The 17,380-nt window shown below is 70.7% G+C and carries 19 protein-coding genes and 2 tRNA genes; 11 read left to right on the forward strand and 10 right to left on the reverse strand.

The window, feature by feature from the left end:
- The first annotated feature begins 84 nt into the window (after window positions 1–84).
- Both VD659_RS03305 and VD659_RS03310 read left to right on the forward strand, forming a co-directional pair.
- On the forward strand, window positions 85–897 hold the full coding sequence (locus VD659_RS03305) for an inositol monophosphatase family protein (RefSeq protein ID WP_423259705.1): 813 nt from the start codon (window positions 85–87) through the stop codon (window positions 895–897).
- A 35-nt stretch (window positions 898–932) separates the two neighbouring features.
- Complete coding sequence (locus VD659_RS03310; protein WP_423259706.1) at window positions 933–1,571, forward strand: NADPH-dependent F420 reductase; 639 nt, start codon at window positions 933–935, stop codon at window positions 1,569–1,571.
- 11 nt (window positions 1,572–1,582) lie between these two features.
- Here the strand turns inward: VD659_RS03310 and pcaC are convergent, their stop codons facing one another.
- The 5 genes from pcaC to pcaH form a co-directional block, all read right to left on the reverse strand.
- Window positions 1,583–2,029 carry a 4-carboxymuconolactone decarboxylase gene (pcaC, locus tag VD659_RS03315; RefSeq protein WP_423259707.1) on the reverse strand — a complete coding sequence of 149 codons (447 nt, stop codon included), beginning with the start codon at window positions 2,027–2,029 and terminating at the stop codon, window positions 1,583–1,585.
- Window positions 2,026–2,826, reverse strand: coding sequence for an alpha/beta fold hydrolase (locus VD659_RS03320; RefSeq protein ID WP_423259708.1), 801 nt, complete (start codon window positions 2,824–2,826; stop codon window positions 2,026–2,028). Before VD659_RS03320 ends, pcaC begins: the two co-directional genes overlap by 4 nt.
- A gap of 88 nt (window positions 2,827–2,914) precedes the next feature.
- Window positions 2,915–4,291: a lyase family protein gene (locus VD659_RS03325; RefSeq protein ID WP_423259709.1), complete on the reverse strand. Its 1,377-nt coding sequence runs from the start codon at window positions 4,289–4,291 to the stop codon at window positions 2,915–2,917.
- Window positions 4,281–4,841, reverse strand: coding sequence for a protocatechuate 3,4-dioxygenase subunit alpha (gene pcaG, locus VD659_RS03330; protein WP_423259710.1), 561 nt, complete (start codon window positions 4,839–4,841; stop codon window positions 4,281–4,283). Before pcaG ends, VD659_RS03325 begins: the two co-directional genes overlap by 11 nt.
- 2 nt (window positions 4,842–4,843) lie before the next feature.
- Entirely contained in the window at window positions 4,844–5,692 is an 849-nt protein-coding gene (gene pcaH, locus VD659_RS03335) for a protocatechuate 3,4-dioxygenase subunit beta (RefSeq protein WP_423259711.1), read from the reverse strand.
- A 77-nt stretch (window positions 5,693–5,769) separates the two neighbouring features.
- On the opposite strand from pcaH, the gene VD659_RS03340 reads away from it, so the two are divergent.
- The gene (locus tag VD659_RS03340; protein ID WP_423259712.1) at window positions 5,770–6,522 is read left to right on the forward strand and encodes an IclR family transcriptional regulator; all 753 of its coding nucleotides are present in this window, start codon (window positions 5,770–5,772) and stop codon (window positions 6,520–6,522) included.
- A gap of 102 nt (window positions 6,523–6,624) precedes the next feature.
- Complete coding sequence (locus tag VD659_RS03345; protein WP_423259713.1) at window positions 6,625–7,812, forward strand: 4-hydroxybenzoate 3-monooxygenase; 1,188 nt, start codon at window positions 6,625–6,627, stop codon at window positions 7,810–7,812.
- Window positions 7,813–7,849: 37 nt separating this feature from the next.
- Here VD659_RS03345 and VD659_RS03350 read toward each other — a convergent pair whose 3' ends face one another.
- Window positions 7,850–8,353: a GNAT family N-acetyltransferase gene (locus tag VD659_RS03350; protein ID WP_423259714.1), complete on the reverse strand. Its 504-nt coding sequence runs from the start codon at window positions 8,351–8,353 to the stop codon at window positions 7,850–7,852.
- 59 nt (window positions 8,354–8,412) lie between these two features.
- On the opposite strand from VD659_RS03350, the gene VD659_RS03355 reads away from it, so the two are divergent.
- Window positions 8,413–9,027 carry a TetR/AcrR family transcriptional regulator gene (locus VD659_RS03355; protein ID WP_423259715.1) on the forward strand — a complete coding sequence of 205 codons (615 nt, stop codon included), beginning with the start codon at window positions 8,413–8,415 and terminating at the stop codon, window positions 9,025–9,027.
- Window positions 9,028–9,064: 37 nt separating this feature from the next.
- Here the strand turns inward: VD659_RS03355 and VD659_RS03360 are convergent, their stop codons facing one another.
- Complete coding sequence (locus VD659_RS03360) at window positions 9,065–9,511, reverse strand: MarR family winged helix-turn-helix transcriptional regulator (protein WP_423259716.1); 447 nt, start codon at window positions 9,509–9,511, stop codon at window positions 9,065–9,067.
- 188 nt (window positions 9,512–9,699) lie between these two features.
- Between VD659_RS03360 and VD659_RS03365 the strand changes: the two genes are divergently transcribed.
- Genes VD659_RS03365 through VD659_RS03385 form a run of 5 tightly spaced genes read left to right on the forward strand, consistent with a single transcriptional unit; the run spans window position 9,700 to window position 13,833 of the window.
- Window positions 9,700–10,731, forward strand: a complete 1,032-nt coding sequence (locus tag VD659_RS03365; RefSeq protein ID WP_423259717.1) for an ABC transporter substrate-binding protein — start codon at window positions 9,700–9,702, stop codon at window positions 10,729–10,731.
- Between the two features lie 3 nt (window positions 10,732–10,734).
- On the forward strand, window positions 10,735–11,538 hold the full coding sequence (locus tag VD659_RS03370) for an ABC transporter ATP-binding protein (protein ID WP_423259718.1): 804 nt from the start codon (window positions 10,735–10,737) through the stop codon (window positions 11,536–11,538).
- Window positions 11,535–12,389 (forward strand): ABC transporter permease, encoded by an 855-nt coding sequence (locus VD659_RS03375; RefSeq protein WP_423259719.1) that lies wholly within the window; start codon window positions 11,535–11,537, stop codon window positions 12,387–12,389. Before VD659_RS03370 ends, VD659_RS03375 begins: the two co-directional genes overlap by 4 nt.
- Window positions 12,386–12,793 carry a nuclear transport factor 2 family protein gene (locus tag VD659_RS03380; RefSeq protein ID WP_423259720.1) on the forward strand — a complete coding sequence of 136 codons (408 nt, stop codon included), beginning with the start codon at window positions 12,386–12,388 and terminating at the stop codon, window positions 12,791–12,793. Before VD659_RS03375 ends, VD659_RS03380 begins: the two co-directional genes overlap by 4 nt.
- On the forward strand, window positions 12,790–13,833 hold the full coding sequence (locus tag VD659_RS03385) for a hypothetical protein (protein ID WP_423259721.1): 1,044 nt from the start codon (window positions 12,790–12,792) through the stop codon (window positions 13,831–13,833). The genes VD659_RS03380 and VD659_RS03385 overlap by 4 nt, the downstream gene beginning before the upstream one ends.
- 119 nt (window positions 13,834–13,952) lie before the next feature.
- Here VD659_RS03385 and VD659_RS03390 read toward each other — a convergent pair whose 3' ends face one another.
- The 3 genes from VD659_RS03390 to VD659_RS03400 form a co-directional block, all read right to left on the reverse strand.
- Window positions 13,953–14,861, reverse strand: a complete 909-nt coding sequence (locus VD659_RS03390) for an ABC transporter substrate-binding protein (protein ID WP_423259722.1) — start codon at window positions 14,859–14,861, stop codon at window positions 13,953–13,955.
- A gap of 265 nt (window positions 14,862–15,126) precedes the next feature.
- A tRNA-Met gene (locus tag VD659_RS03395) sits at window positions 15,127–15,200 on the reverse strand.
- Window positions 15,201–15,254: 54 nt separating this feature from the next.
- A tRNA-Thr gene (locus VD659_RS03400) sits at window positions 15,255–15,326 on the reverse strand.
- Between the two features lie 153 nt (window positions 15,327–15,479).
- Between VD659_RS03400 and VD659_RS03405 the strand changes: the two genes are divergently transcribed.
- Entirely contained in the window at window positions 15,480–17,267 is a 1,788-nt protein-coding gene (locus tag VD659_RS03405) for an alpha-amylase family glycosyl hydrolase (protein ID WP_423259723.1), read from the forward strand.
- Window positions 17,268–17,380 lie beyond the last annotated feature (113 nt).

Consider the following 17,380-nt stretch of genomic DNA (forward strand, 5'->3'; position numbering starts at 1 on the left):
GCGGATTGTCTTTGACGTCAAGTGGCGGGGCTCGTAGTTTTGCTGTGCCGGCAAGAGCTGCCGGCGACGACGAAGGGCTGGCCGATGACCGACGACGAGGGCGACGATCCGGATCTCCGGATCCTGGCGCAGACGACGGAGGCGGTCGAGGCCGCCGGGCGGGTTCTGCTCGAGCGCTTCTCGTCCGAGAACCGCGTGACCGACCGGGAGTCGCTGCTGGCGGCGATCGAAGCGAACGACGCCGCCTCCACCGCCGTTCTTCGGCCCGCTCTCGAGCGCATCCGGCCGACCGCGCGATGGGACGACGACGAGGAGGGCGCAGGCCCCCTCGGCCCGGGCGAGTGGTGGGTGACCGACGCCGCCGAGGGCAACGTGAATCACGTGCACGGCGCGGCCGGCTGGGCCGTCACCGCGACCCTGGTGCGCGACGACGAGCCCGTGCTCACCGCCGTGCACCTGCCGCTCTCCGGGGAGACCTATACCGCTGCCCGCGGCCACGGGGCGTTCCTCGACGGCGTTCCGATCAGCGTCTCGGCCAAGTCCGAGCTCGCGGCGGCACTGGTCTCCACAGCTCAGGCGAAACCCGGAGAAGCGCCGGAGATCCGTCGCCGGCTCAGCGCATCCATCGACGCCCTGCTCGAGCATGCCTTGCTGGTCGCAGCCGCCGTGCCCGCGACCCTTCAGCTCGCGCCGGTGGCCGCCGGGCACACCGACGCGTTCTGGCAGTTCGGGCAGATCAGATCCGGGCTCGTCGCCGGCGCCCTGCTCGTGCGCGAGGCGGGCGGCGTGGTCGTCGACGCGCAGGGCGAGCCCTGGGCGCTGAGCAGCGAGGCGTTCATCGCGACGACACCCGGCCTCGCGCCCGCGATGACCGCCGCCCTCTCCGCCCTGCCGTGACCGACCACACCATCCTCCTGACGAAAGAAGACCTCATGAGCACCATCGCCATCCTCGGCTCCGGCCGTGTCGGAACCACCCTCGCCACCGCCCTGATCGGGTCGGGTCGCGACGTCGTCCTCGGAGTGCGCGATCCTGCGCGGGTCCGCGCCGACTGGACGGGTCCGACCGTGCGCATCGTCGACGTCCGCGAGGCCATCGACCGCGCCGGCATCGTCATCAACGCCACCCCCGGCGACAGCAGCCTGGCGCGGTTCACCGCGCTCCAAGAGGCTCTGGCGGGCAAGATCCTCGTCGACGTCTCCAACGCGACCGCCCGCGGCGGCGACGGCCTGCCCGGTGGACTCGTCCACAGCGAGTCCAGCCTGGGCGAGCTCCTGCAGGCGGCCCTGCCCCGCACGGCGGTGGTGAAGACGCTGAACACCATGCTCTACTCGGCGATGACCGCACCGGCGTCTCTCGGATCGCCACCCACCGTCTTCCTGTCGGGTGACGACGCCGAGGCCAAGGCCCGCGTGCGCGAGCTGCTGACAGACCTCGGGTGGACCGGGGCCGGGATGCTCGACCTCGGCGGCATCGCGTCGGCCCGCGGAACCGAGGCCATCGCCCTCCTGGTTCCGAGCCTGCTCGGCGTGCTCGGCTTCGCCCCCTTCGCGGTGTCGATCGCCCGCTGAACCGGCCGGGCTCAGGGCGAAGCGGGCCCTGACGAGGCGCTCGACGCCCCGTCGCCCCCCGGGGTCTCGGCGAACACGGCGGCGGCGATCCGGAAGGCGGTGTTGGCGGCGGGCACGCCGGAGTAGATCGCCGACTGCAGGATGACCTCGCCGATCTCCTCGACCGTGAGGCCGTTGCGGAGGGCGGCGCGCAGGTGCATGGCCAGTTCCTCCTGGTGGCCGTGGGCGATGAGGGAGCTCAGCACGGCGATCGAGCGCGAGCGGCGGTCGAGACCGGGGCGCGACCACACGTCGCCCCAGGCCGTGCGGGTGATGAAGTCCTGCCAGTCGGCGGTGAGGGCGGTGGTGCCGCCCACGGCGCGGTCGACGTGCTCGTCGGAGAGCACGGCCCGGCGCACGGCCATGCCCTGCTCCCAGCGTTCGACGTCGGTGAGGCCGTCGCCTCGGGGTCGGGTCATCGGTGTGCTCCTTCGGTGTGGCGGGCGAAGAACCCGATCAGCGCCGCGGCGGTGGCCTCGGGCTGCTCGGCGGGCGGAAGGTGGGCGGCGCCCTCGACCACGGCCGCCTCGCCGAGGGCCGCACCCGCGGCGATCTCGAGCGCCTTGGCCTCGGGCGCGACGGCGTCGAACCGGCCCCAGAGCGCGAGCACGGGCGCGGCGGCCTCGCCGAGCCGATCGCGCACGTCGTACGCGGCCAGGGCCTCGCAGCAGAGGGCGTACGACTCGTCGTCGGCGTTCTGCAAGGCGTGCAGCAGCCGGCCGGTGAGATCGGGATGAGCGGCCATCGACTGCGGCGCGAACCAGCGCTCCGCCGACGGGATGATGATGCTCGAGGTGCTCTCCGCCCGCACCTTCTCGGCCCTCTCGCGCCAGCCCTGCGGCTCGCCGAGCTGGGCGCCGGAGGCGACGATGGCGGCCGCGCGCACCCGCTCGCCGTGCCGGAGCAGCAGTTCGAGGCCGGTGGCGCCGCCGAGCGAGACGCCGGCGTAGAAGAAGGGACCGCCGGATGCGTCGGATGCGCGATCCACCGCGGCCACGACCGCATCGGCGAGCTCGGCGACGGTGAACGACGTCGTCGCGGCCGGCGACCGGCCATGGCCGGGCAGGTCCCACGCCAGCAGGCGGTAGTGCTCGGCCAGCGCCGGCGCCGTCGACTCCCAGAGGATGGTCGAGGTGCCGAGCGACGGGCCGAGCACGAGCAGCGGCAGCTCGGGGCCGCCGCCGAGGTGCTGCAGGGCGATCACGGGGACGGTCATCGCGGCTCCTGCCGGGCGACGCGGCCCGCCGCCGGTTCGGCATCGGGTCTGCGGGGGCGATCGGGCGGAATCGGTCGGGCGGCGATCATCACGACTCCACCTTGCCCGAGACGCGGTCGACCGCGGCGGCGGCGTCGCCGATGTAGTTCGCGGGCTCGAGCAGCGCGGGGATGTCGAGGCCGTCGGCCTCGGGGAGGGCGGCGATGAGCGCGGCCGCATCGGCGCCCGAGGCGGCCGCGGCCACGAGGGCGGCCACGCGCTCGGCGCCGATCAGGGGCGTGAGCACGAGCGAGAGCCGCTCGGCCAGGATGAGACCGTTCGTCAGCGCCAGGTTGCGGGCGACGGCTTCGCGGTCGACGCGGAGCACCGAGGCCAGCCGCGCCGCGTGGGCGCTCGCCCCGAGCGTGATCCGCAACAGTTCGCGCAGTGTCGGCCACTCCGCATGCCAGGCCCCGGCGGGGCGCTCGTCCTCGGCGAGCGCGGCGCACAGGTGCAGGGTCGCGGCGAGCTGCGGCGCGCGCAGTGCGGCCGAGCGGATGAGCACGGCCGCCACCGGGTTGCTCTTCTGCGGCATGGCCGACGAGCCGCCGCCAGCACCCGCCGAGAGCTCGGCGATCTCGGTGCGCGAGAGGGTGACGACGTCGCCGGCCAGCTTGCCCAGCGCATCCGTGGTCTGGGCGAGCGCGTCGGCCAGCTCGGTGACCGGCCAGCGACTGGTGTGCCAGACCGCGCCGGCGTCGTCGAGGCCGAGCTCCTCGGCGTAGCGGGCCGGCAGCTCCGCGGCGGCGGGTCCGCCGAGCTCGAGGAACGAGGCCCGGGTGCCGGCCGCACCGCCGAGCTGAGCGGGCAGCGCCAGCTGCTGCAGCCGGATGCGCGCCCGGCGGATGCCGCCGAGCCAGCCCGCGGCTCGCCGCCCGACGGTGGTCGGCACCGCCTGCTGCGCCAGGGTGCGGCCGGCGGCGACCACGTCGCGGTGCTCCTGGGCGAACGCGGCGAGCGCCGCCTCGGCTTCGGCGAGATCGGCGAGCACGGCGTCGACCGCCTGGCGGGAGACGAGCATGAGGGCGGTGTCGAGGATGTCCTGGCTGGTCGCGCCGCGGTGCACCCACGCGCGGAGGCCCGGCACCAGGGCCAGCCTGAGCAAGGACACGAGCGGGATGACCGGGTTGCCCCCGCCGACCGAGGCCGCGGCGAGCTCGGCACCCTCGATCGCGAGCGGACCAGGCTGCTCCGGCCCCGCATCCGCGCCCCAGGCCGCAGCGATCGCGTCAGCCGCGTCAGCGGGCACGGCTCCGAGCGCTTCCCAGGCGCGCACCAGGCCGAGCTCGGCGCGCACGAGGGCGGCCAGCACGGCGTCGTCGGAGACGAGCTCGTCGTGACCCACGGCCACCGGGGCGAGGAGCCCGCGGTCGAACGCGCCGGGCGGAGCGGCGGGCGAGGTTGCGGGCACCGCGTCAGAAGGCAAGGAACACCGTCTCCCCCTCGCCCTGCAGGCGGATGTCGTGGTGCAGCCCGCCTTCATCGGTGCGCCGGGCGATGAGCGAGGCGCGCTCCTCCGGGTCGAGCGAGGCCAGGAACGCATCCGCCGTCAGCGCCGCCTCGTCATCGGGCAGGTAGATGCGGGTGTGCAGCTTGTCGGGCAGCCCCCGGGCGAAGACGATGGCGGCGAAGAACGCGGGCCGGCCCGGAGCTGCCCCCGGATTGCGGGTGAAGAACTCGTAGTGGCCGTCGTCGTTCGTGAACGCGCGCCCGAAGCCGGTGAAGGTGTGGTCGTCACGCCGGAACGCACCGCGGTCACGGGGCACCCGCCCGTCGGGGCCGGCTCCGAAGATCTCCACGAAGGCGTCGGGAACTGGCGCCCCCGCACCGTCGTAGACCGCGCCCTCGAGCAGCACGGCACCGGATGCGTAAGGAGCGACGACCTGGTGCATCCGGTCGTACTCAACGCCGTAGGCGAAGAACGGCCCCACGGTCTGGCCGGGGGTGGGCCGCAGGGTGCGCGCCGGAACACTCATCGTCACTCGCTCTCGTTCTCGAACCAGGTGGCATCCGGTCCGTCGACCACGATGTCGAAACGGTAGCCGGTCGCCCACTCCGGAGAGGTGAGGTCGTGCTCGTACACGCCGATCAGGCTCTCCCGGTCTTTCGGCCGCCAGATGGTGTTGAAGATCGGGTCGAGCGCGAACAGCGGGTCTCCCGGAAAGTACATCTGCGTGACCAGCCGCTGCGTGAACGAGCTGCCGAAGATCGAGAAGTGGATGTGCGCCGGCCGCCAGGCGTTGACGTGGTTCTTCCACGGGTAGGGGCCCGGCTTGATGGTGGTGAAGACGTACTCGCCCGCGTCGTTCGTGATGGCCCGCCCCGCTCCGCTGAAGTTGGGGTCGAGTGGTGCGGGATGCTGGTCACGCTGGTGGATGTAACGGCCCGCCGAGTTGGCCTGCCAGATCTCGATCAGCTGGTTCGCCACCGGCCGGCCCCACGAGTCGGTGAGCCGTCCGCGCACCGTCATCCGCTCGCCGAGCGGCGCTCCGGCGTGCTGAACGGTGAGGTCGCTCTCCACCGCGGCCACGTCGCGCTGCCCGAACGCCGGCGACAGCAGCTCGACGGTCTCGGGGTCGACGAGCTTGAGGTTCTTGGTGGGGTGCCGCAGCACGCTCGAGCGGTAGGGCGGAAAGTCGTGGACGGTCGGACGGAGGCGCTCCCCCGCCCGTTCGCGCCGCTCCAGCTCGGCGTGCAGCTCGCCGATCTCCTGGGTGATCTGCGACTGCGAAGCCTGGTCGGGCGCCGCCAGCAGGCTCTCCGGCGCCACGGAGGTGGGGGGTGTCACGGCGTCTCCTTCGACTCCTCGGGAACGGGGTGCATCCATGCTGGGGCACCGACCGCATCCGGTGCACAGCCTTCCCGATGAATGGGAAGCCTGCTGCACGAGTGCCATCATGGGGCATGGCCAACTCCCCCACCGGCGATTCCGCGACCGACCGACTGGTGCGCATCCTGGACACCTTCACCCCCACTCGCACCGTGCAGACCGCCACCGAGATCGGCCGCCGCGCGGGACTGCCGAGCTCCACCGCCCACCGGATCGTGAACGAGCTGGTCACGGCCGGGCTGCTCGAGCGCGACGAGGAGCGCCGGGTGCGCATCGGCATGCGACTCTGGGAGCTGTCGACCCGCTCCTCGCACGCACTCCGGCTGCGGCAGGCCGCGATGCCGTTCATGGAGCGGGTGCAGGCGCGGGTGCGGGAGCACACCCAGCTCGCCATCCTCGAACAAGACGAGGCGCTCTTCCTCGAGCGGCTGAGCAGCCCCGACTCGGGCTCGAACATCACCCGCGTGGCGGGACGCCTGCCGCTGCACGCCTCGAGCTCGGGCCTCGTGCTGCTCGCGTTCGGGCCGGCCGAGCTGCAGGAGCGGGTGCTCTCGTCGACGCTCGCCCCCCTCACCCGCGCGACCCTCTCCGACCCGGATGCGGTGCGCCGCAAGCTCGCCGAGGTGCGCCAGCTGGGGCACGCGATCGCCCCGGGCTACATCGAGGAGGTGGCCACGGGGATCGCCGTGCCGGTGCGCGACGAAACCGGGCAGGTGGTCGCCGCGCTGTCCGTGGTGCTTCCGCGCGACGCGGAGGCGGACTTCGCGGTGGTGGAACTGCACCGGGCCGCGCGGGACATCGCCCGGTCACTGGGCTACCGCTCCTGAACCCAGGTTCGACGCCGACGCAGATTCTCGTTGATCGGGAATCGTGAGCACCGGATGCACGCCGGGCTCCCACAATGGCGTCACCCCGTCGAAGGAGACGCCATGCCCACCACCGTCCGCACCCGCGTCGCCGTCGTAGGCGCCGGCCCCGCCGGGCTCGTGCTCTCGCAGCTGCTGGCCGACGCCGGCATCGAGTCGATCGTCGTCGACTCCCGCTCGCGCGGCGAGATCGAGTCCACCATCCGTGCCGGCATCCTCGAGCAGAACACCGTCGAGCTGCTGCGCGCGATCGACCCCGGCACCCGTGTCGACACCGTGGGCCACCGGCACGACGGCATCGAGCTGCGCTTCGGCGACGAGGCCCACCGCATCGACTTCCCCGCGCTGGTGGGCCGGAGCGTCTGGCTCTACCCCCAGCACGAGGTGCTGAAAGATCTGCTGGCGCTCCGGCTCGGCGCGGGCCAGGATCTGCGATTCGGCGTCACCGTCGCGGGTGTCGACGAGGGCGACCCCGAGCATCCGGCGGTCGTCGGCACGGATGCGCAGGGCGAGGTCGTGCGCATCGAGGCCGATTTCGTGGTGGGCGCCGACGGCTCGCGCAGCGCGGTGCGGGCGACGGTGACCGGCTCGCGCTCGGGCGGCTACTTCCGGGAGTACCCGTTCGCCTGGTTCGGCATCCTCTGCGAGGCGCCGCCGAGTGCGCAGGAGCTGATCTACAGCAACTCGGATCAGGGCTTCGCGCTGATCAGTCAGCGCAGCCCCGAGGTGCAGCGGATGTACTTCCAGTGCGATCCCGACGCCGACGCCACCGCGCCGAGCGAGGCCGAGATCTGGGACACGCTGCAGGCGCGCGTGCCGGGCACCACCCTCCACGAGGGCCGAATCATCCAGCGCGACGTGCTGCGCTTCCGCAGCTTCGTGGCCCACGAGCTGCGCCGGGGCCGGGTCGCCCTCGTCGGCGACGCCGCGCACACCGTGCCGCCGACCGGGGCGAAGGGAATGAACCTCGCCGTCGCCGACGTGGTGCTGCTCGCCGAGGCGCTGCGTGCGCTGCTCGGCGAGGGCACCCGTGACGAACGCCTCATCGACAGCTACGCCGAGCGGGCGCTCGACCGCATCTGGAAGGCGCAGCACTTCTCCTGGTGGATGACGAGCATGCTGCATGTGGCCCCCGACGCCACCGACTTCGACCGGCGCCGGCAGCTCGGCGAGCTGCGCAGCGTGGTGGAGTCGGAGGCCGGGCGAGCGTACCTCGCCGAGGCGTACACCGGGTGGCCGGCCCGGCCGTGACCGCAGCCGAGCCGGGGCTCGCCGCGGGCCGCCGCGGTCACAGCTCGAGCACCCAGGTCTGTTCGACGTGGTCGCGACCGAAGAGGCGCCCGGATGACTCCGCGGCGAGCTCGAACCCCGCTCGCTCGTAGAGACGACGAGCGGCCGCGAGAGTGCTCAGCGTCCAGAGTGACACGCGGTGGTATCCGGCAGCACGGGCGAGACGCAGGTGCTCGTCGATGAGCCGCGAGCCGACACCGAGCCCTCGCGCGCACGGCGCCACGAGCAGCACGCGGAGCTTGGCGGTGCGCTCGTCATCGTCGTCGGGCACGAGCATGATGCAGCCGGCCCGCTCGCCGTCGACCTCGGCGATCCAGGCGGCCCGCCGGCCGTCATCGGGATGCTCGGCGTAGGCGCCGACGATGCGAGCCACCATGCCCTCGAACTCGATGCCCCACGACAGCTGCTGGGCGTAGCTCTCGCCGTGGGTCTTGACGATCCAGCCCAGGTCGCCGGGGCGGTCCGCGAATCGGAGCACGACCGTCTGGTACTTCGGCGTCACGAGTTCCTCCTTCGACCACCACTGACACACTTGTGTCAGTGAATCGGTAGGCTACCGGCATGGACAAGCGGCGAGCAACCCCATCACCTCGGCAGACCGAACTCCTGGAAGCCGCCTACGGGTACGTGCTGCAGCACGGCATCACCGGCACGTCCCTCCGTCCGCTCGCGGAGGCGATCGGCTCGAGCACCCGCGTGCTGATGTTCCTCTTCGGCACGAAGGACGGGCTCATCCGAGCCCTGCTCGAGCGGGCCCGCGCCGATGAGATCGACGCCCTGGAGACTCTCGCACCGACGAGCACGGGCCTGGCGGCGGGCATCGAGACGCTCTGGAGCTGGCTCTCGTCCGACAGTCACCGGCCTCTGCTGCTGCTGTGGGTCGAGTGCTACACCCGCTCCCTACTCGACAACGAGGGACCGTGGGCGGACTTCGCGGAAGAGACGGTGACGAGCTGGCTGGGCCTGCTCGAGCGATACCAGCCCGACGAGGAGCGGACGAGCCGGTCCGGCCTGGTCGAGCGCACCCTCGCCCTCGCCGTGCTCCGGGGCGCCCTCCTCGACCTGCTCGCCACCTCGGACCGAGAACGATCGTCCGCCGCGGTGCTGCACTTCATCGCGCTGATCACAAGGCCCGGGAGCGCCGTCCGATGCCGGACGGCGGCTGCTCGCCCATGATCTCCCGATCATCTCCGTGATCCGCGACTCCGTCCCGTTATTGGCGGCGGAGGTCGCCGCCCTTCCCCGACTGGCGCAGCACGAGGATCGACTCAATGAACCGCGAGCGCTGCTCCTCATCCAGATCCGGTGCCAGCCTGTCCCGAAGGATCGTCTCGAGGAGCGGAGAGAACTCGGCCAGAAGCGCCTGCCCTTCTGCCGTGAGGGCGAGCACCGACGAGCGCCGATCGGCCGGATTCGACTGCCGAGCGACGAGCCCGCGGGTCTCCAGCCTGTCGACAAGCTTGCTTGCAGCCCCGGGTGTGATGCCGATCGTGTCGGCAAGGTCCTGCACACGCCCCCGGCCCTCGAGCGCGCCCAGCACGGAGAGGCTCTCCAGGTTCGCCAGGTCCAGCGAGAGGGCCTCCCGCACGAGGCCGTCGACGTGATACCAGAGCTCGGTCTGGAGCACGACGAGCGATCGGAAGAATTCTGTGTATGTCATCTCGGCACCAGCGTAGGCGATCGGAAGAGATTCATGACTCTGAACATTATTCCTCGGAACATAGTTAAACGTAATGGAAATCTTCGCGACTCGAACGCGAAACGACGGCCTTCTAGCGTGAAGCCCCAGCAGGTCGGAATCAGACCTCGCCATTCCGCAGGCACTCATTCTCGAAGATCGGACGACCCATGCTTCACAGACACAGAATCACGTTCGCCGCGCTTGCGGCCACGACCCTCATCGCGCTCGCCGGCTGCTCCACCACTGCCGCGCCGGCGAGCTCGGGCACCGCGGCGAGCGACAGCTCCGACCGCCTCCCCGAGATGACCAAGGTCAACCTCCTGCTGGACTACTTCGTCTACGGCGCCCACGCGGGGATCTACGAGGCGATCCAGAAGGGCTACTACACCGACAACAACATCGACCTCAACGTCATCGTGCCGAACGATCCGGTGGCGTCGCTCAAGTTCGTCGATGCAGGCCAGGCCGACATCGGCATCGCGAGCCCGCTGGATCTCATCTCCTCGGTCTCGGACGACACGCCCTACGACGCCTTCATGTCGCTCGTGGGAGGAAATCTGGAGGGGCTCGCCGTACTCAAGAGCTCGGGCATCACCTCCGCCGCCGAGCTCGAGGGCAAGAAGGTCGGCACCAGCGGCAGCGTGTCGCACGACGCGATCACCCGTGCCGAAATCGAGGGCGCCGGCGGCGACACCTCCGCGGTGGAGTTCGTGACCGTGGGCTCGGGCTTCATGCAGTACCTGGCCAACGGCCAGGTCGATGCCGTCGCCGCGTTCAAGCCCGACGTCGCCGCCGCCGAGGCCGCGGGCGAGGACGTGGAGTTCCTGCCGATGGGCAGCGAGGGCGGCCTCGCCTTCCCGAGCATCGTGGCCTATGCGGCCAGCTCGACGGTCCAGGACGACAGCGCCATGATCCGCGCCTTCACCGCCGCGACCGTCAAGGGGTACAACGACATGATCGCCGACCCCGAGGCCGCCGCCCAGGCGACCGTGGACCAGAACGTCGGCCTCGAGCTCGAGCCGATGGTGGAGCAGGTCGAGGGCATCGGCGATGCGTTCATCGGCCCGAACGCCTCGTTCGGCGTGCTCGACCGCGAGAAGCTGCAGGATCTCGCCGACTTCATGTTCGAGAACAACTTCATCAGCCACAAGGTCGACGCCACGACATTCGTCGACACGGACGTCGTCGAGGCCGGCTGAGTCATGGCGGAACTGGTGGTCGAGAACGTCACGAAGACCTTCCAACGCAATCCCGGCGATGACGTCGTGACCGCCATCGCCGACATCTCGCTCCGGATCGACGACGGGGAGTTCGTCTCCATCGTCGGTCCGAGCGGATGCGGTAAGTCGACTCTGTTCTCCATCGTCGCAGGCCTCTCCCGCGCCACGAGCGGAACCGTGGCGCTCGACGGACGGGGGGACGACCTTCTCGGATCCGTCGGTCTCATGCCTCAGCGCGACCTGCTGATGCCCTGGAAGACGGTGCTCGACAACACTGCGATCGGACCGCGGCTGCGCGGCGCCTCGCGCCAGAAGGCACGCGCTGAGGCGGACTCCTACTTCGAGGAGTTCGGCCTCTCGGGATTCCAGAATCGCTGGCCGTCCGAGCTCTCCGGCGGAATGCGGCAACGGGCCGCTCTGCTCCGCACCTTCCTCGGCGGCCAGGAGATCCTGTTGCTGGATGAGCCCTTTGGGGCGCTGGACGCTCTGACGCGCCGCGCCATGCAAGCCTGGCTACTCGATGTGTGGGAGCGGCACCGCCGCACCATCCTGTTCATCACCCACGACGTCGACGAGGCCATCCTGCTCTCGGACCGGGTTCTGGTCATGACGGGTCGGCCCGGCACGATCGCCGACGACTGCACCATCGACCTGCCGCGTCCGCGCCTCGCGTCGCTCGACCTCAATCCTCAGTTCCTCGAGTACAAGCGGAGGCTGCTGCGCCCGCTCGAGACTTCTTCGCGATCGGATGCCTCCGCCTCCGAGCCCGCGGGGGTCATCCGATGACCGCCGAACAGCGTTCCCGCCCGATCGCCCGCACCCGCGCGGCCGCACAGGGGCTCCGCCGAAGCGGTGCGATCGGCGATCGCGTCGCCACCGTGACGCTCCCGATCGCCTTCGCCGTCGTGGTCGTGATCGGCTGGGCCGCGTACGTGAACGTCTCGGGCGTCAGTTCACTCTCGTTGCCCTCTCCCGCGGAGGTGGGTGAGCGGCTGATCGCGAACATCCCGCTCCTCCTGCAGAACGCCTGGCCCACCCTGCAGTCGGTGTTCCTCGGCTACCTGCTGGCCGTGGTTCTCGGCATCGGCGTCGCCGCCCTCATCAACGCGTCGAAGATCGCCGAGAAGGCGCTCGTGCCGTGGCTGATCGTGTCGCAGATGATCCCACTGCCGGCGATCGCACCTCTCTTCGTGCTCTGGACCGGATTCGACATCCGGCCCCGGCTGATGCTGATCGCGCTCGTCTGCTTCTTCCCGATCGCCGTGAACATGATCGACGGGCTGCGGACGGTCGATCCCGCCCTGGTGGATGTGCTGCGCACCATGCGCGCCACCCGCCGCCAGCGCTTCTTCATGGCGCAGTTCCCGGCCGCACTGCCGTTGACCTTCTCCGGTCTCCGGATCGCCGCCGCCTTCGCGGTGCTCGGTGCGGTCTTCGGCGAGTGGGTCGGCGCGAACTCCGGGCTCGGATACCTCATCATCGCGTTCAACTCGCAGTTGCGCACGGCCGACATGCTCGGCGTGGTGATCGTGCTCAGCGTGATCGGCGTCGCCCTGTTCGGGCTCGTCTCCCTCATCGAGCGACTGGTCCTCCCCTGGAACAGTCGCGCAGACACTGTCACGAAAGGCCCCCGATGACCCCCCACGAACTGATCGACCTCCATGCACGCGCGTTCGCCGCCTGCGACTGGCAGGCGGTCGCCCCTTACTGGCACCCTGAAGCCGAGCTGGTGTCGCCCGGCGGCATCTGGCCCGCACGGGCGATGGCGACGATCATGGCCGATCTCGACAATTCGTACGCCGACATCCAGATCGACGTCGGCACGGTCTTCGGGTCGGCCGACGGCCGCCACATCGCCCTCGAGTGGACGTACGCGTCGACGCGTCGATCCGACGGCGCTCGGAGTTCGACGCCGGATGCCATCATCGTCGAGCTGCGCGACGGCCTGATCATGTCGTGGCGGGAGTACTTCGATCTCTCCTCCTCGGTCGAGCACGGTCAGACCCCGGCGGCGGAGGAGTTCCGGGTGGAACGCCGGTGAGGGTCCGATCCCGCACCTCCGTCGCCGCAGACACCGGATGCCCCAAGCAGATGGTCTACGGCCCATGCCAGGGTGTCACCGCGGAGGGCGGGTGCGAGGTCGACGGTCGCAGCTGCCCGTTCTTCGCCCGCGGGGCGGTGCCGTACTCGGCCCTGCCGTCAGCGCCCCGGCAGCTCAATCCCGGAGCGGAACGTCTGGTTGGGCTGCTCGCCGAGCGGCCGGTCATCCTGACCGAGGTGCCCTCCGACGGGCCCGATCCCGCTCGCGCCCGTGCCTCGTCGGAAAGGCTCTCGACGCGCGTCGACGGCATTGTCCTCGGCGATGCGCCCTGGGCGCGGGTACAGCTTCCGCCCTCGCTGAGGGCGGGAATCGCGGCGGAATCGGGACTGCTCACGGTTCCGGGCCTCACCTGTCGCGACCGCAATCGGGTCGCTCTCGAGGCCGAACTGCACGCCCTCGACGCCGTGCACGCATCCGCTGTGCTCTGCCTCACGGGCGACCATACGGCGCTCGGGTCCCGGCCCGACGCGCAGCCCGTCTTCGACCTCGACTCGACCCGGCTCGCGGCGCTGGCCACCAGACGTTCGAGTCTCGTGGCGGTCGCCGAGCGGCCGACCCGGGAATGGCCGCATCGACTGGACCGGCTGCGAGCGAAGGTGGCGGCGGGAGCCGACATGGTGATCCTCAACCATGCGCCGGCCGAGCAGGCGGCGGAGTTCATCCGATCGGCGAAGCAGGCATTCCCTCTGCTCGTCGTGATCGCGTCGGTCCCCGTCGTGCTCTCCGCGGAGGGCAGGCGGCGACTGGCGGCCTTCGGAGGTGGCACCCTCGAGTCCGGGAACGTGGGTGCCGCAGAACGCGCGCACGATCACGCGATCGGCCTGCTCTCGGCCGGAGCCGACGGCATCGACCTGTCCGCGGCGGCCGGAGCGGACGAGACGCGACTGGCTCTCGACGCCCTCCACGACGTCGGAGGCGCTCTCCGGGCGGCCGTCGTCCAATCGGCTGCCAGTTCCCTCCCCGAGCATCAGGGCCGCTGACCGGGGAGATCTACGCGATTCCGGACTTTTCGGCGATGACGCGCACCACGCATCCGGCAACACGCCGAGGACGCATCACGCGCGGCCGTCCCCCGTGACACGCCGGCCCCCGGCACAGGTCAGTCGACCGGATGCTGGGCCAGCCAGTCCGAGGCGATCTGCGCTGAACCGAGCTGCTCGTCGACGCTTCGCACGTTGAGCGCGACGAGGTCGTCCGGCGTCAGTGCGGCGCTGATCGCGTTCACGATGTCGACGGCTTCGTCGGGGAGGCGATCGCTCGCGATCGGCACGAGATGGGATGCGGTGAAGAGCCCCTGGGGATCATCCAGCACCACGAGGTCGTCGGTCTTGATGGCCGGGCTCGCCGTGTACACGATCGCCAACTGCACCGCTCCGTCGTCGAGGGCCTGGATGGTGAGCGGACCACCGCCGTCTTCGATCGGGGTGAACGACACCGTCACGCCGTAGTGCTCGAGAAGGCCCTTGGGCCCGTTCGGCCGGGTCGCTCCCTCCGAGTTGCCGGCCAGCACCAGTGGAACGGGAACCGACGCGAGGTCGGCGATGCTCGTGACCCCGTATTTCTCCGAGAACTCCTTGGTGACCACGTACGAGTCCTGATCAGTTGCCGGGGACTGATCGAGCACACGGAGACCTGCCGGAGCGGCCTTCACCAGCGCGTCGTAGACCTCGTCGCTCTTGGTGAGGGTGGTCGACGGGTCCCAGAACTGCAGCAGAGGCCCGGTGTATTCCGGGAAGAGGTCGATCTCACCCGCTTCGAGCGAGGGCACGTACGCCTCGCGCTGACCGATGTTGAAGGCACGCTCGACCGGGAGGCCGGCCTTCTCGAGCGCCTGGGAGTAGATCTCGGCCACGATCTCGTTGGAGTAGTAGGCCTGCGACCCGACGACGATCGCGTCGGACGAGGCACTCGGTGCGGCGAGCGGGTCGGTCGAGGGCGACGCGCAGCCGGCCAGGACGAGGGCGGAGAGGCCGAGCGCGAACGCGGCGGCGGGGCGGAGTGAGGTCATGTCGATGCTTTCGTGAAGGAGTGGTGGGCAGGGGTCGGTCGACACGAGGTGGGCGAAGAGGCCGTTTTCCGCGCTCGTGGGGTTCCGTTCACAGACGAGTCAATCCGATTACCAAGAAGTATATTCCTGAGAATCTAAGTCCCTCACGAATGGCTGCCCGGGCTGCGGGAATGGCGGTCACACACAGCGTGCGGGGTCGATGCGGGGTCGCCCGATTTCGGGGCAAGCAAAAACCCCCAAGATGGCGAGATCTTGGGGGTTTTCGTAGCGGGAGCGGGACTTGAACCCGCGACACCACGATTATGAGCCGTGTGCTCTAACCACCTGAGCTACCCCGCCCTGACTCCTGACGACGGCCGCGGCCCGCGAGGGCCGGGGCCGGCCGGAAGCCGGAGCCCCCTGTGGGAATCGGACCCACTACCTCTTCCTTACCAAGGAAGTGCTCTACCAATGAGCTAAGGGGGCGCGCACAGCCGCGAGCGGCTTTTGGCACCAGTAGAGAATAGCATCACTCGGGGGCCGGTTCAGCACGGCGGCGCCCACCCACCCGCGCCCGCGCATCCGGAGCTCTCTGCACACGTTTCCAGAGCGAAGGGCACTGCCGTTAGAGTTCTCGGCATGACTATCGAGACCTCCCCCGAGCCCGGCCTCCCCGACACCGCCGTCACGGATGCCCAGCCCACGGAGACCCTGATCGCCACCGGTGGCGAATGGTGGCGCTCCGCCGTCATCTACCAGATCTACCCGCGCTCCTTCGCCGACGACGACGGCGACGGCATCGGCGATCTCGTGGGCATCACGAAGCGGCTGGATGCGCTGGCCGAGCTGGGCGTCGACGCCATCTGGCTCTCCCCCTTCATGACCTCCCCTCAGCACGACGCCGGATACGACGTGGCCGACTACTGCGACGTCGACCCGCTGTTCGGAACCCTCGCCGACTTCGACGCGATGCTGGAGAAGGCCCACGCCCTGGGCATCCGGCTCATCGTCGACCTCGTGCCCAACCACACGAGCTGGGACCACGCCTGGTTCCAGGAGGCCCTCGCGGCGCCCGAGGGCAGCCCCGAGCGCGACCGCTACATGTTCCGCGACGGCAAGGGCCCGAACGGCGACGAGATGCCCAACAACTGGGAGAGCGTGTTCGGCGGCCCGATGTGGGAGCGCACCACGAACCCCGACGGCACGCCCGGCCAGTGGTACCTGCACATCTTCGACAAGTCGCAGCCCGACCTCAACTGGGAGAACCCGTGGGTGCGCGAGCAGTTCCACGGCATCCTGCGGTTCTGGCTCGACCGCGGCGTCGACGGGTTCCGGGTCGATGTCGCCCACGGCCTGATCAAAGAGGCCGGGCTGCCCGACTACACGCCGCCGGAGGACGCCGGCAGCATGGGCGGTGGCGCCGCCGACGCCCTCGTGGGCCTGGAGCCCGGCATCGACGCCGATGCGGACGCCGACCCGGCCACTCCGCCCTACTGGGCGCAGGACGGCGTGCACGAGATCTACCGCGGCTGGCACGCCGTGCTCGAGGAGTACGACGGCGAGCGCGTGCTCTGCGCCGAGGCCTGGGTGGAGCCGCTCACCAAGCTCGCCCGCTGGGTGCGGCCCGACGAGATGCAGCAGGCCTTCAACTTCACCTACCTGTCGGCCGGTTGGTCGGCGCCCGAGCTGCGCGCGGTGATCGACGGTTCGATCGCGGCCTTCGCCACGGTCGGCGCCCCCTCCACCTGGGTGCTCTCGAACCACGACGTGGTGCGCCACGCCTCGCGCCTCGCGCTCACGGCCGAGAACCTGCAGGGTGCCGGCATCGGCCCGAACTCCCCCGGCCTCCCCGACACGGCGGTGGGCCTGCGCCGCGCGCGCGCCGCGACCGCCGTGATGCTCGCGCTGCCCGGCAGCGCCTACATCTACCAAGGCGAAGAGCTGGGCCTCCCCGAAGACATCTACCTGCCCGACGAGGCCCGTCAGGACCCGACCTGGTTCCGCACGAACCACGAGAAGTACGGGCGCGACGGATGCCGCGTGCCGATCCCCTGGGAGGCCGGCGCACCCACCTACGGCTTCGGTCCGGCCGACGGGGCGGCCAGCTGGCTCCCGCAGCCCGCCGACTGGGACGTCTACGCCCGCTCCGCGCAACAGGGCGTGGCCGGCTCGACGCTCGAGCTCTACAAGCTCGCGCTGCGACTGCGGGCCGCGCACGCACTGGGCACCGGCACCCTCGAGTGGCTCGGGGGCTACGGACCCGAGGTGGTGGCCTTCCGCAACGGCGACGTCACGGTGATCGCGAACACCGGGTCGACCCCGGTCGAACTCCCGGTGGAGCGCAGCGCCGACGACGTGCTGCTGGCCACCGAGCCCCTCACCGAGGCGGCGCTCCCGGCCGACACCGCGGTCTGGCTCCGCTCCTAGCCGCGCCGCCCACTCGCCGCTTCTCCGGCTCGGCGGTATTCAGCCGCTCAGGCCCTGAATGCCACCGAACCGGAGGCGAACACCCGACGGCGGGCGAGCATCCAGTGGCCGGG

Origin of the sequence: Herbiconiux sp. 11R-BC (assembly GCF_049472555.1) — a bacterium.
Classification (GTDB): Bacteria; Actinomycetota; Actinomycetes; order Actinomycetales; family Microbacteriaceae; genus Herbiconiux.

Excerpts from the sequence above, each read along its gene's own strand:
- VD659_RS03370 (WP_423259718.1), top strand. The coding sequence starts at position 10,735 with ATGGCGGAACTGGTGGTCGAGAACGTCACGAAGACCTTCCAACGCAAT.
- VD659_RS03360 (WP_423259716.1), bottom strand. The coding sequence starts at position 9,511 with ATGACATACACAGAATTCTTCCGATCGCTCGTCGTGCTCCAGACCGAG.
- VD659_RS03405 (WP_423259723.1), top strand. The coding sequence starts at position 15,480 with ATGACTATCGAGACCTCCCCCGAGCCCGGCCTCCCCGACACCGCCGTC.
- pcaG (WP_423259710.1), bottom strand. The coding sequence starts at position 4,841 with ATGAGTGTTCCGGCGCGCACCCTGCGGCCCACCCCCGGCCAGACCGTG.
- VD659_RS03305 (WP_423259705.1), top strand. The coding sequence starts at position 85 with ATGACCGACGACGAGGGCGACGATCCGGATCTCCGGATCCTGGCGCAG.
- VD659_RS03365 (WP_423259717.1), top strand. The coding sequence starts at position 9,700 with ATGCTTCACAGACACAGAATCACGTTCGCCGCGCTTGCGGCCACGACC.
- pcaC (WP_423259707.1), bottom strand. The coding sequence starts at position 2,029 with ATGACCCGACCCCGAGGCGACGGCCTCACCGACGTCGAACGCTGGGAG.
- VD659_RS03310 (WP_423259706.1), top strand. The coding sequence starts at position 933 with ATGAGCACCATCGCCATCCTCGGCTCCGGCCGTGTCGGAACCACCCTC.
- VD659_RS03355 (WP_423259715.1), top strand. The coding sequence starts at position 8,413 with ATGGACAAGCGGCGAGCAACCCCATCACCTCGGCAGACCGAACTCCTG.
- VD659_RS03375 (WP_423259719.1), top strand. The coding sequence starts at position 11,535 with ATGACCGCCGAACAGCGTTCCCGCCCGATCGCCCGCACCCGCGCGGCC.
- VD659_RS03390 (WP_423259722.1), bottom strand. The coding sequence starts at position 14,861 with ATGACCTCACTCCGCCCCGCCGCCGCGTTCGCGCTCGGCCTCTCCGCC.
- pcaH (WP_423259711.1), bottom strand. The coding sequence starts at position 5,692 with ATGGATGCACCCCGTTCCCGAGGAGTCGAAGGAGACGCCGTGACACCC.
- VD659_RS03320 (WP_423259708.1), bottom strand. The coding sequence starts at position 2,826 with ATGACCGTCCCCGTGATCGCCCTGCAGCACCTCGGCGGCGGCCCCGAG.
- VD659_RS03340 (WP_423259712.1), top strand. The coding sequence starts at position 5,770 with ATGGCCAACTCCCCCACCGGCGATTCCGCGACCGACCGACTGGTGCGC.
- VD659_RS03380 (WP_423259720.1), top strand. The coding sequence starts at position 12,386 with ATGACCCCCCACGAACTGATCGACCTCCATGCACGCGCGTTCGCCGCC.
- VD659_RS03345 (WP_423259713.1), top strand. The coding sequence starts at position 6,625 with ATGCCCACCACCGTCCGCACCCGCGTCGCCGTCGTAGGCGCCGGCCCC.